General features: G+C 46.0%; 11 protein-coding genes. 4 read left to right on the forward strand and 7 right to left on the reverse strand.

The genetic code is table 11. The annotated features are described in order from the left end of the window. Positions 1-51: 51 nt before the first annotated feature. From K5Q92_RS22310 to K5Q92_RS22320, 3 genes are all read left to right on the forward strand, one after another. Positions 52-1,071 carry a D-cysteine desulfhydrase family protein gene (locus K5Q92_RS22310; RefSeq protein WP_220771051.1) on the forward strand — a complete coding sequence of 340 codons (1,020 nt, stop codon included), beginning with the start codon at positions 52-54 and terminating at the stop codon, positions 1,069-1,071. A gap of 110 nt (positions 1,072-1,181) precedes the next feature. Next, positions 1,182-2,588: a Na+/H+ antiporter NhaC family protein gene (locus K5Q92_RS22315; protein WP_220771052.1), complete on the forward strand. Its 1,407-nt coding sequence runs from the start codon at positions 1,182-1,184 to the stop codon at positions 2,586-2,588. Positions 2,589-2,666: 78 nt separating this feature from the next. Then, complete coding sequence (locus tag K5Q92_RS22320) at positions 2,667-3,053, forward strand: RidA family protein (RefSeq protein WP_220771053.1); 387 nt, start codon at positions 2,667-2,669, stop codon at positions 3,051-3,053. Positions 3,054-3,132: 79 nt separating this feature from the next. Here K5Q92_RS22320 and K5Q92_RS22325 read toward each other — a convergent pair whose 3' ends face one another. From K5Q92_RS22325 to hutC, 5 genes are all read right to left on the reverse strand, one after another. Beyond that, positions 3,133-4,059: a LysR substrate-binding domain-containing protein gene (locus tag K5Q92_RS22325; RefSeq protein WP_220771054.1), complete on the reverse strand. Its 927-nt coding sequence runs from the start codon at positions 4,057-4,059 to the stop codon at positions 3,133-3,135. A gap of 133 nt (positions 4,060-4,192) precedes the next feature. Beyond that, on the reverse strand, positions 4,193-4,657 hold the full coding sequence (locus K5Q92_RS22330) for a PaaI family thioesterase (RefSeq protein WP_308443608.1): 465 nt from the start codon (positions 4,655-4,657) through the stop codon (positions 4,193-4,195). Between the two features lie 166 nt (positions 4,658-4,823). Then, positions 4,824-6,356, reverse strand: a complete 1,533-nt coding sequence (gene hutH, locus K5Q92_RS22335) for a histidine ammonia-lyase (RefSeq protein WP_220771056.1) — start codon at positions 6,354-6,356, stop codon at positions 4,824-4,826. Between the two features lie 40 nt (positions 6,357-6,396). Beyond that, positions 6,397-8,061, reverse strand: coding sequence for a urocanate hydratase (gene hutU / locus K5Q92_RS22340; protein WP_108944976.1), 1,665 nt, complete (start codon positions 8,059-8,061; stop codon positions 6,397-6,399). 131 nt (positions 8,062-8,192) lie between these two features. Continuing rightward, positions 8,193-8,897: a histidine utilization repressor gene (gene hutC, locus K5Q92_RS22345; RefSeq protein ID WP_220771057.1), complete on the reverse strand. Its 705-nt coding sequence runs from the start codon at positions 8,895-8,897 to the stop codon at positions 8,193-8,195. A gap of 163 nt (positions 8,898-9,060) precedes the next feature. Between hutC and hutI the strand changes: the two genes are divergently transcribed. Further along, positions 9,061-10,287, forward strand: coding sequence for an imidazolonepropionase (gene hutI, locus K5Q92_RS22350; protein ID WP_220771058.1), 1,227 nt, complete (start codon positions 9,061-9,063; stop codon positions 10,285-10,287). A gap of 412 nt (positions 10,288-10,699) precedes the next feature. On the opposite strand, the gene K5Q92_RS22355 is transcribed toward hutI, so the two are convergent. Continuing rightward, entirely contained in the window at positions 10,700-11,359 is a 660-nt protein-coding gene (locus tag K5Q92_RS22355; protein WP_220771059.1) for a hypothetical protein, read from the reverse strand. Continuing rightward, positions 11,352-12,599 (reverse strand): AAA family ATPase, encoded by a 1,248-nt coding sequence (locus K5Q92_RS22360; RefSeq protein ID WP_220771060.1) that lies wholly within the window; start codon positions 12,597-12,599, stop codon positions 11,352-11,354. The genes K5Q92_RS22355 and K5Q92_RS22360 overlap by 8 nt, the downstream gene beginning before the upstream one ends. Positions 12,600-12,989: the final 390 nt, after the last annotated feature.

Below are 12,989 nucleotides of genomic sequence, written 5' to 3' on the forward strand. Positions count from 1 at the left end.
ATTCTTATATATATTGATAAAACAATAAGATTAATATCAAAGGAATCGAACATGCTTACAGATAAATACCCAAAAGCTAAATTAGCTCACACCCCAACTCCTTTCGAATTTATGGCTAATATGACTAAAAAATTCGATGGTCCTAAATTATGGATTAAACGTGACGATGCGACAGGTTTAGCCATGGGTGGCAACAAGGCTCGTCAATTAGAGTTTTATGTGGGTAAGGCACAGGCTGATGGTTGTAACGCGCTACTAACTACGGGTGCGGTTCAATCTAACCACGTACGTATGACAGTTGCAGCAGCACGTAAGATGGGCTGGCATGTTGAAGTACAGCTAGAGCACCGCGTAGATGGAAGACTGCCTGAATATGAAAACAGCGGCAACCCATTCCTAGACAAACTTATGGGCGCAAAACTTCACTCTTACCCAGTGGGTGAAGACGAGAACGGTGCCGATCAGGTGATGTACGACAGAGCCGATGAACTAGCGGCTGAAGGCTATAAGCCGTTCGTTATTCCACTAGGCGCTGTAGGTAAGACACCATGGGGTGCTCTCGGTTATGTTGATTGTGTTGAAGAGCTATTGCTTCAAGCACAAGCGACTGGCATGAAGATCGATGCCATCGTACTACCAACAGGCTCGGCTAACACTCACGCTGGTGTTTTAGCGGGCTTAATCGCCCTAAATAGCGATATCCCTGTATACGGTTTCTGTGTTCGCCGCGACAAAGTGGCTCAATTTGAACGTGTATTAGTGAAGACTCGCAAAGTACTGCAACTACTTGGTGTAGATGAGAGTAAGGTTACTCACGACCTTGTTAAGTGTGAAGATTGGGTGCTAGGCCCTGGATATGGCCAATTGACAACTGAAGTTCATGAAGCAATCGAGATTTTAGGTCATGAAGAAGGGATATTATTAGACCCTACCTACACAGCTAAGAGCATGGCCGGCATGATCGGCATGATCCGCGACGGTCAATTCACTAAAGAGCAGAACGTCGTATTTTTACATACAGGTGGTACACCAGCCCTATTCGGATACCCAGAACTGATTGCCAATAAGTAAAAACTAAATAAAAAAACATGCCTGAGGGCTCCTCAGGCATTTTGGCCAAATTTTCATTCCTCGTCGCCACTGTCCCTACAGCGATGACGAAGGGATAGGTAGAATCAATTATGTCTCAGTCAACTAAGCTTGAGTTTCATATTGGAAAAATCGGTGGAATGGTTCCACTGTTGACCATGGTCGGTCTAATGCTACTGCTTACCTTTAACGGCGTTGGTGGCCCTAAAGCCGCTTGGGCTCCTGGGTTTATCGCCATCATTTTGGGTATGTTCCTGGTTAAGAGTAAACGTGATTATTTTCAATCGATTTTAGACGGTATCGCAGATAAAACTGGTGTTGTGGTGATCACAGCCTGGATCTTCGCTGCTGTACTAGGTTCCTTGATGAAGGCTGGCGGCTTAGTCGATGGCATCCTATGGTTTGGTATGTCTACCGGTATTCAAGGCAGCATGTTCTTGATCATCGTCTTCATGTCTACCGCGATTTTTGCCATGGGCACAGGCTCTTCAAACGGTGCAAACTTAGCTCTAGCACCAATTTTGTTCCCTGCCGGTGTCTACCTCGGCGCAGATCCAGCTTTCGTTGCCCTAGCACTACTATCTGGCGCAGTATTTGGCGATAACGTCGCACCAATTTCAGATACAACCATCGTAGGCTGTACCACACAGGGAGCCGATTTCGGTGCCACGGTTCGCCAACGTATGCCACTGTCACTCACTGCCGGCGCTATGGCACTAGTTGCCTTAGTATTCTTTGGTCAGGGTGATGGTCTAGTCGAAGCTGCTACTCAAAATGGAGAGAGCGCTCGTCCAGAAAGCTTATTGATGTTGCTATCTGTCGCTGCAGTTGTCTTCTTCGCGCTTAAGGGGCGTCATCTGTTAGAAGCCCTAAGCTATGGCATCTTGGTTGCTGCCGTTGTTGGTCTGGGCATTGGCGCTTTCTCTATGTCTGATCTATTCACTGTACCATCTGAGCGCGGTGTATCGAATGGCATTATTGAAGATGCAATTGCCGGTGTGACTGGTGCAGTAGTCTTCGTCATCCTGATCCTTGGGGTTATTAAGATCTTCATGAATAGCGGCATCATGGATGACATTCTGTCATTCATCACCGATCGCGTTTCAAATAGCACCCGTAGCACTGAACTATTGATGTTCTACTCAACATCAGTGTCATCACTATTAGTGAGTTCAAACGCACCATCTCAGTTACTCGTTGGCCCAACCTTGGTTAAGCCGCTAGGTGAGAAGAACAATATTACCCCTGAGCGCCGTGCTAACCTGATGAGCGCATCGGTTTGTTCAATCTTCTACATGATGCCTTGGTGTCTTGCAGTAATGGTTTGGTACTCGGCGATTGAAACCTCAGCCATCTCTTCTGGCTTAGCGGTTCCAAGTGCTTCAATTAGCTTTATGGCACCTTATCCATGGGCCCTACTGATAGTGATGATGTTCTCTATCATCACGGGGTGGAAACGCTACGGTAATCAGCCTCAAGCGCAAGTACAGCCAGCCTAACAAACAATTTATAACAACAAACGAATAATGATTTCGGTGGCGGCGATGTCCGCCACATGTAAAAAATAGGAAAAAGAAATGACTAAAGCACTTAACACTGAATCAGCACCTGCAGCTATCGGCCCTTATGTTCAAGGTGTTGACCTTGGCAGCATGATCTTTACCTCAGGCCAGCTACCAATCGACCCAGCGACTGGCGAGATGTCTACCGATGTTGCAGAACAGGCACTACAGTCACTAAAGAATGTTCAGGCTATCGTAGAGTCTGCAGGCCTAACAATGGCTAACGTGTTTAAGATGACGGTATTCGTAAAAGATCTAAACAGCTTCCCAATCGTTAACGAAGTTTACCAAAACTTCTTCGATAACTTAGGCGCTGCTTACCCAGCACGTTCTTGTGTTGAAGTTGCCCGTCTTCCTAAAGATGCGCTAATCGAAATTGAAGCGATTGCAGTAAGAAGCTAATTAGCATTACCTCCTCATCCCCCTAAAAAAATACCGCAGCTTGCTGCGGTATTTTTTTGTCTGTTTCTCCATTTTCAATCTAGCTTTCTGGATCTTGATTCAGTGCAGGGTTTTCAAAGTACTCAAACAGTATGTCTAAGAAAGCATTTACCATTCTAGGAGTCTGAATACCTTTGGCCTGTACCACGTGATACTCCCACTCTGTCACAGGTTCAAAGGGGCGACTGACAATGCCATCAGCGCCAGATTGCAGCACAAATGGATCTAAAATTGCGATACCCACCCCCTTCTTCACCAACTGAAACAAGGTACTCTGCTCTCTCGCTTCGAGGATAATATTGCGCTTAACGCTCTGCTTTAGAAATGCATCCTCGACTCGAGTTCGAAAAGGGCTACCATAGGCCAAGGTCATAAAGCGTTCATGTTTCAAATCGATCGGTGAAAGAGAGTCTTTATCAGCCAAAGGATGCCCCTCATGGAGCAAGACCACCGCCCTGTGTCTGCGCAGAAATCGGCAATCAAACTCCTCTTCATCCGCCTCAACGTTAGTGGTTATCGCAATATCAATTCTATGGCTACGCACCATATCCAGCAGCTGAATTCTTGATGCCGACTCAAGCTCAATAGACACATTAGGATGCAGGCTTAAAAACGCCGCTATCACATCGGGCATAAAGCTGTTTGAACAGATTGGCATGACCCCGACACGGAGTCGTCCCTGATTATTACGCGCGATGGCATCGGCCGAAGAGGCTAAACTGTTCATGCCAATAAAGACTCGGTTAACATCCTTATAGAATAACTTCGCCTCCGGCGTTGCCTCTAACTTGTTATGTGTGCGGACAAAAAGCGGAAAACCCACACGATACTCGAGCTCGGATAGCAGTCGACTCACTGCAGGTTGAGAGATATACATGAGCTCGGCAGCTCCGGTTACCGTACCCGACAACATAAAACAGCGAAACGCTTCAATTTGGCGGATCTTAATTTTCGAATCTGCAAGCAATGACTTCACCTAATGAGATACAAGCTATAGTCAGGCAATAGTATCGAAAAGCTAATAGTACAACCGAGCATTTGCTCCCAGAATCAATAAGCTCTATCTCTAAAATAGGTAATTCTGCTATACAGATACAAGGCTATGCGAAGTGAGATAACATAGTGTCGGGCATCTTAACTGCCACCATATGCCCTTTCGCACAAAGCTGACCCTGTGCTAACAGCTCAACACTCAGTACCACCTTTTTAGGCTTAACCTCATTAATGACGCCGCGCAGTTCAAGCTCGACTCCCATCGGCGTCGGCGCTAGATAATCGATATTCAGAGCGGCAGTGACAAAGCGTGGTAACTTAGCCTCTCCATCAGCAAAAGCCCGTCCAGCAGCCGCACTTGCACTGCCGGTACCGTGACAATCGATAAGAGAGGCGATTAGGCCGCCATAAACAAAACCGGGGATCGCTGTATGAAAGGGCTTTGGAGTAAAAATCGCAATAGTTTCATCATCATCCCAATAACTTTTTAATTGATGACCATGGGGGTTATTCTTGCCGCAGCCATAACAATGACTCAGCTCTTCGGAATACAAATCTTGAAATGCCCGCATTACCACACCTTGTTGATTACGCTAGTCCTAGATCTACGCTAATACGGATAAACTATCGCAACAAGATGGACATTGGGCTTACGACTAAAGGCCATGTCGTTTATCGCAGCCAGTATCTAAGTCAATAAAAAAGGGCCCTAAGGCCCTTTTCTCTACAGCAAAATAATTACAGGCTTGGCAAAATATCTGCTGGTAGGTATGCGTTGTAACTTGCGGTAAGCAGTAAGTCTGTTGCCGCTTCGATATCAGGACCAAAGAAACGATCCTTATCGTAGTAAGTCACTAGCTCACGTAGCTCTGCTTTAGCCTGCGCAACTGCTTTACTTGGTTGCAGTGGCGCACGGAAATCTAGCCCTTGCGCCGCAGCTAATAGCTCAACCGCCAATACACCACGGGTATTTTCAGACATATCACGCAAACGGCGCGCCGCGAAGGTCGCCATAGAAACATGGTCTTCTTGGTTAGCCGATGTTGGTAAACTGTCTACCGATGCCGGGTGAGCGTAAGTTTTATTCTCAGAAGCCAATGCTGCCGCAGTCACCTGAGCAATCATAAAGCCTGAGTTTACGCCTCCATTCTCTACCAAGAATGGTGGCAGTTTAGACAGGTTCGAGTCGATAAGAAGCGCAATACGACGCTCAGCAATAGAGCCTAGCTCTGCAATCGCAATCGCCAAGTTATCAGCAGCCATAGCAACAGGCTCAGCATGGAAGTTACCGCCCGAGATAATGTCGCCAGTATCTTGGAACACTAATGGATTATCGGTTACGCCATTAGCTTCAGTTTGTAGCACCTCTGCCGCGTGACGGATCTGGGTTAAACATGCACCCAAAACTTGTGGCTGACAGCGCAATGAGTAAGGATCTTGCACCTTTTCACAATTAACGTGATCTAGACTGATCTCAGACTCATCACCGAGTAAATGACGGAACACAGCTGCCGAATCGATTTGACCTTTTTGGCCACGCGCTGCGTGAATACGCGGATCAAACGGACTACGACTGCCCATTGCCGCTTCAACGCTCATTGCACCGATCACCGAGCTTGCCGCGAATAGATCTTCTGCGTTAAACAGGCCTTCAAGTGCCAATGCTGTCGATGCTTGCGTGCCGTTAAGTAAAGCTAAGCCTTCTTTTGCAGCTAACTCAATTGGCTTCAGGCCAGCAATTTCCAGACCTTCTGCCGCTGAGATAATCTCACCTTGATAGCTCATCTCACCTTCGCCAAGTAGCGGCAAGCACATGTGTGATAACGGCGCTAAGTCGCCCGATGCACCTACTGAACCTTTCTCTGGTACGCATGGGTAAACACCCGCGTTAACCAAGGCGATAAGGAAATTGATCACCTCTAAACGAATGCCTGAGAAACCACGGCTTAACGAATTAATCTTCAATACCATCATCAAACGCACAGTCGCGTCTTGCATGTACTGGCCAGTACCTGCGGCATGCGACAGCACGATTGAGCGTTGCAACAGTTGCAGATCATCAGCAGCAATCTTAGTGTTTGCCAGTAAGCCAAAACCTGTGTTGATGCCGTAAACTGTGCGCCCTTCATCCAATACTTGCTGCACTAAGCCAGCGCTAGTATTGATGTCAGCAATTGCGCTTTCAGCTAGCTCTAGAGTAACTTTACCGCGGCTAATATCGCGGATTTGTGCAAGGGTTAACGTACCCGGAGTTAATACTAAATGACTCATTTAAATGCCTCTTATTCTTATACTGCTCAATATGAGCGGCTTATAGCATTGGCAGGTCTAGACCCTGCTCTTTTGCACAATTCTTAGCGATATCGTAACCCGCGTCAGCATGACGCATTACGCCAGTTGCAGGGTCGTTCCACAGCACTCGGCCTAAGCGCGCTGCCGCGTCATCAGTACCATCAGCCACAATCACTACACCAGAGTGCTGACTAAAGCCCATACCTACACCACCGCCATGATGTAACGACACCCAAGTCGCGCCACTTGCCGTATTAAGCAGGGCGTTCATTAGTGGCCAATCTGATACTGCATCAGAACCATCGAGCATAGATTCAGTTTCACGGTTAGGGCTGGCGACAGAGCCAGAGTCTAAGTGGTCACGACCGATAACCACTGGCGCAGAAAGCTCGCCATTTTTAACCATTTCGTTAAAGGCTAACGCTAAACGCGCACGGTCTTTTAGGCCAACCCAACAGATCCGCGATGGTAAACCTTGGAAAGCAATACGCTCACGCGCCATATCCAGCCAGTTATGTAGGTGCGGATTATCAGGAATAAGTTCTTTAACTTTAGCGTCTGTCTTATAGATATCTTCAGGATCGCCAGAAAGCGCAGCCCAACGGAATGGACCAATACCTTCACAGAACAGTGGACGTACATAAGCTGGCACGAAACCAGGGAAATCGAATGCGTTTTCAACGCCTTCTTCAAATGCCATTTGGCGAATGTTATTACCGTAATCGGTAGTGGCCGCGCCAGCAGCTTGCAGCGCTAGCATTGCCTTAACTTGTACCGCCATTGACTGCTTCGCCGCTTTAACCACAGCCGCTTCGTCAGTTTTACGCATCTCAATGGCTTGTTCTAGCGTCCAACCTTGTGGCAAGTAACCGTTTAGTGGATCATGCGCTGATGTTTGGTCAGTCACCACATCTGGAGTAATACCGCGCTCCACAAGCTCAGCAAATACGTCTGCAGCGTTAGCTAAAAGGCCAACAGAAACAGGCTTGCCACTCTTATTGGCTTCATCAATCATTGCTAAAGCTTCATCAAGAGACTTGGCTTTTTTGTCGACATAGCGAGTACGCAAACGGAAATCGATACGAGTTTCATCCACTTCACAAGTCAGTACCGAGTAACCCGCCATGGTGCCAGCTAGTGGCTGTGCGCCACCCATGCCGCCTAGGCCGCCAGTTAAGATCCACTTACCGCTCGCGTCACCATTAAAGTGCTGCTTAGCCATAGCAACGAAGGTCTCATAAGTGCCTTGAACAATGCCTTGGGAGCCGATGTAGATCCAAGAACCTGCCGTCATCTGGCCATACATGGCCAAGCCTTTTTTATCTAACTCATTAAAGTGTTCCCAGTTGGCCCAATGTGGCACTAGGTTTGAGTTAGCAATGATCACTCGCGGTGCATTATTGTGGGTTTTAAATACCCCAACAGGCTTGCCTGACTGCACTAATAAGGTTTCGTCATCTTCAAGACGCTGTAATACTTCAACGATTTTGTCATAGCATTCCCAGTCGCGGGCTGCACGGCCAATACCACCGTAGACCACTAAGTCTTCAGGACGCTCAGCCACATCAGGGTGCAAGTTGTTCATCAACATGCGTAGCGGGGCTTCGGTCAGCCAGCTTTTACAGCTAAGCTCAGTTCCTGTCGGCGCGATAATGCGGCGGCTTGGATCATGTCTCTTATCCATCGGTACTACCTCGTTCAATTTGTTTTTATGTTTTCTTATTAGCTTATTATTAAGCCTTTTATATTGACTACTTTGCTTGTGAAGCTTTAGCCAGTGGGCTTTAACCACCTATGGCGTAATGACCAAATGACTTAACTAAAAGTCAGGTGACCACCTAATCTAAATCGACTTCCTGGGTGCACTAAGCGCGCAAAACTCACCACACCTTGGCGTGACCAAGTACGGCGAGAGATCTGTAAACAGGGCTCAGTGGCGGCAATACCTAATAGCGCCAACTGAGCGACATCAGCCATTTTGGCCTCAATGGTGTGCTTCGCCTCTGTCAGCGGCGCCACCATCGACAGGTATTCGTGGGGAGTCTGCTGGGTGAAATCTTGGGCTAAATAATCTGGCACTAGCTTAGGATTAACAAAACGCTCCTCTATCTGCAGCGGCGTGCCCTGTTCACAATGCACCAATACTGACTGGTACACTTGGCTGCCCTCTTCAAGCCCCAGCGCAATGGCAATTGCACCCGTCGCAACAGTTTGCGTCAGCAGCACTTGTTGCACGCTATAACCATGACCACGGTCTTTTATCTCATCGGCAATGTTACGGATCGCCATCATCGAAGACTGACTCTTAAGGCCAGCAACAAAGGTGCCTAAGCCTTGAGAACGCTCTAAAACGCCCGATTCGGTTAATTCAGTTACGGCGCGGCGCGCCGTCATACGGCTGCAATTAAACAACTCGGCTAATTGATTTTCAGATGGCACACGGCTGTCTTCTGCCCAATCGCCAGACTCAATTTGCGCTAAAATATATTGCTTAATTTCTTCAAACTTTGGCGTTGCCATTAACTATCCTGTTGCTGTTGAACTTGCAGCTCGCTATTTACATGCTTAAAAACTCGGCTACAATCCTAGCTTGTATATACAAGTAAATACAAGCTAGCTCACAAATTATTTTTAGTGTTAGTATTCAGCTAGCACAAAAATCAACTTAAAAGAGAACTGCATCATGTCGTGGGATCAAGTCTGGATAGATATCAACATCGCTACAATGTCGCCAAATATTTCAGAGCCTTACGGCGCAATTACCGATGCGGCTCTCGCGGTTAAAAACGGTAAAATTGCCTGGATAGGCAAGCGCAGCGAGCTACCAGAGTTTGATGTTTTCGCGACACCAATATACAAAGGCAAAGGTGGCTGGATCACCCCGGGCCTCATTGATGCCCACACCCATTTAGTCTTTGCCGGTAATCGCGCCAACGAATTTGAGCTGCGTCTAAAGGGTGCAAGTTATGAAGAGATCGCCCGTAGTGGCGGCGGCATCATCTCAACCGTCAACGCCTGCCGTGAAGCCGATGAAGCCGAGCTATTTGAACTCGGTCGCCAGCGCCTAAACGCGCTTGCCAAAGAAGGCGTCACCACGGTAGAAATCAAGTCAGGTTATGGCCTAGATATCGAAACTGAGCTGAAGATTTTGCGCGTTGCCCGTGAGCTAGGAAAACACCACCATGTGGATGTTAAAACCACCTTCTTAGGCGCCCACGCGATTCCACCAGAATATAAACATGATAGTGACGCATACGTCGACTTAGTCATCAACGAGATGTTACCTAAAGTGATTGCCGAAGATCTTGCCGACGCCGTGGATGTGTTTTGTGAAAACATTGCCTTTAACCTTGAGCAAACCGAGCGCGTGCTTAGCGCCGCCAAAGCTGCAGGTCTGCAAATCAAGCTGCATGCAGAGCAGTTATCTAACATGGGTGGTTCAGCGCTTGCCGCCAAGCTAGGCGCCAAGTCAGTTGATCATATTGAATACCTAGATGAAGACGGCGTGAAAGCCCTAAGCGAAAGTGGCACCTGTGCGACCTTGCTCCCCGGTGCATTTTACTTTTTACGTGAAACTCAGCACCCGCCTATCGATTTACTGCGCAAATACAAGGTGCCTATGGTGGTTGCCAGCGATTACAACCCCGGCTCATCGCCACTTTGCTCAAGCCTATTGATGCTTAATATGGCCTGCACCTTACTGCGTTTAACCCCAGAGGAAGCGCTAACAGGCATGACGCGCAATGCCGCCAAGGCTTTAGGCATCGATGATCATGTGGGTGTATTAGAGGTCGGCATGACCGCCGATTTCTGTATGTGGAATATCAGTACCCCAGCGGAGTTAGCGTACACCTATGGTGTGGCCTCGTGTGTGGATGTGGTGAAGAACGGTCACTTAGTACACCAATAGTTGGGAATGCCTGAGCGATCAGGCATGTTCATCGTTTTGGTGTTACTGGTTGGCATCAGTGTTTACCTTTTAGGTGTGGCTTTGGGCAACAATGTTGCGAATGACCTCAGGTGTGACTTTCTGCATCTGATGCAGCTAATGACCTGCTGTTAGCGTATGTGTTCCAGTCATTTTCCTGTCTGATAACAATGGTGCCCCCAATAGAGTTTTTCCGTTGCTGCTTGCATCCGATGCAACTAATTGCCTGCAGCAGGCGTATGCGCAGACGCTGCCGTGACACGCTGTAAATCCATCCCTGGAAGCTCGGCCATGACGTCCATGTCATGGACGGTCACGGCCGCATCTACACTGGGTTAGAAAAGCACGATCATTAAATTTCTACGTTCACCATCGAAGTTGGCGAAGTGCGGCACTAGTTGATTAAAGGTCCAAGTAATTCATTCAAGTCTTCATCATCAAGAATGCACCACTTAATAAATGCAGAGTATTGAGACTGATTAGACATGAGTATTTTAATTCTCTCTATAGCATCTTCACGTTCAACTGGTAGTGAATCCTCGGCATAGTATTTAATGAGCCATTTGTTAAATAATACAAACTGAGTATGTATTTTTTTCCTCAAATAGCTCCCCGTAACAGCTTTATTAACCGTATGCTCACTGTTATAAATCTTTTCTAAAAGCTGTGCTGTTTGTACTGACCTAGGATCTTCACTCTGACGTTCTACAACTAACTTCCTCGCACCTGGAGTTCTCGGTGGCAGCAACTTGATCTCACGAAACACATCTTGTTCGGGATCACAGCAATCCAGTAGGTCATTGAAATAATGCAGCTTTATGTTGTTGCATCGCCCACAAGAAAAGTACAAATTGTTCCAATCATACTTTAAATCGTTATCATTTTGATGAGCTACAAAATGTTCAACATTGATATCTTGTGGTTCTTTCGTCTCACAAAGATAGCACTTCTTATGAAAAGCACTTTCAAGCGCCTTTACCACATCCTCATCTTTGTAGCTTCTTCTTGCTGCAAGTGAAGCGGGGACTTCATCTCCTCTTTCTACATTAAACATCTGTACTTTTCGCCTTAGCTTTAAGCACTGATAATTGAGCAGACTCTAAGAAATATAATGATTCTGAATCCAACTTAGATTCATTCTGGCGCAGCTCTGAAATCAAAGATTCAACCTTGCCGATATCTAGTTGAAGTTTTGTAGCCTCTTCATTTAGCTCTTTAACTTTTGCGTTTAATAAATCTGAACTAGATGAAACTCCAAATAGCCCATCTAAGATTGATTCATACGAATACATTGAAAGGTCATCAATTTGTTCGAGCTTGGATAAGTCATAAATGACAGCATCGCTCACAGATGAAACAACAAATGGTGAGTGAGTAGTAACAATAAATTGAATCTTAGGAAATGACTCAGTTAGGAATGCAAATATCTTACGCTGTAATGAAACGTGCAAATGCGCATCAATTTCATCAATAAATACAACGCCTTCAATTTCATCAGGAGTTATCTCCCTTAACTGAATAGTTGTAACTAAATGGGCATACACGGCAAGAATTGAAGAATAACCAGATGAAAGCTGTTGAAAACGAAAAGCTTCTTTATGATCTTGTTTTATATGGAAAGTCTGAAGCTTAGAATCAAATTTAAGCTCGAGAGTTTCATCTTCAAACAAATGCCTTAAGCTAGCCTGTAAAAACTCAAACCAGTTTTTTATTTTAGAAGCTAATGCAGAATCATTATCAATACTCGGTGACTCAGCATAAGCTTGCACAGTTTTATAGCTCACTAAATATTGTTCAAACAGCGAGCCAGCATTAACACCTCTGCGGTTATTTGTTACCTGGTCAGCCAGTTTTGACGTGCTCATAGCTGACGTTGATTCTGCAATATTAGCTTCACGAACAGCTTTAAACGTTGTTAAAAGCGCTTTATTTGAATGATACTTAACAACATAACTATCCAAACTATTTAAAGATATAGCTGGATTTTCTATTTCAAATAATCTTCCTTTACTTATTTCTAAGGCATTTTTCCAACTTTCATAGCTACCATGGCTTGGCCCATTTTGCCTGAGCAATCGTACGTAAGAATTAACTTGGTCACGTAAATCACTTACATTGTGGTTTTCCCGGTTTACAACTCTTCTCGTCAAGAAATCAAATAGATGGTTTAGAAAATTTGTTTTACCACAACCATTCCCACCAGTAAGAATAAGGCTCTTACCTTGTAGTTCTATATTGACGACTTTATCAGTGAAAGGGATTCTGGTATCAATACTTTGAATGTAACCTGCCATAAAATCTCACATGTTTATTTTTGCATTGCAGTAAGAGTACACCTTGTAAAAAACAATATAAATTAGTTATTTAAATCATCATAGAAACATAGCCATCAAATTAACCTCCTTAATCACAGGAAACACCGATTCCCCATCGAAGTTGCCGAGGTCATTGAAGTAAATCGCGTGAGCGAGGCATGGATGCCGAGATAGCCTCAGGTGAGCCAGGGATGGCGAATATGAGGCGATAGCGATTTTCGAAAATGACTGAGGATCAACAACTTCGTCGGGGCGGCAGGGGTGATCCAAGAGGGGATTGCTGTTGATCCCCTCTTGGCCGAGTGTGAGCTGGAAGCTCACGACCTTTATCAAGCGGAGCTTGATTGCTTACAGGTGGGCGAAGCCCAT

The sequence above is a fragment of the Shewanella sp. MBTL60-007 genome (assembly GCF_019654915.1).
GTDB lineage: Bacteria > Pseudomonadota > Gammaproteobacteria > Enterobacterales > Shewanellaceae > Shewanella.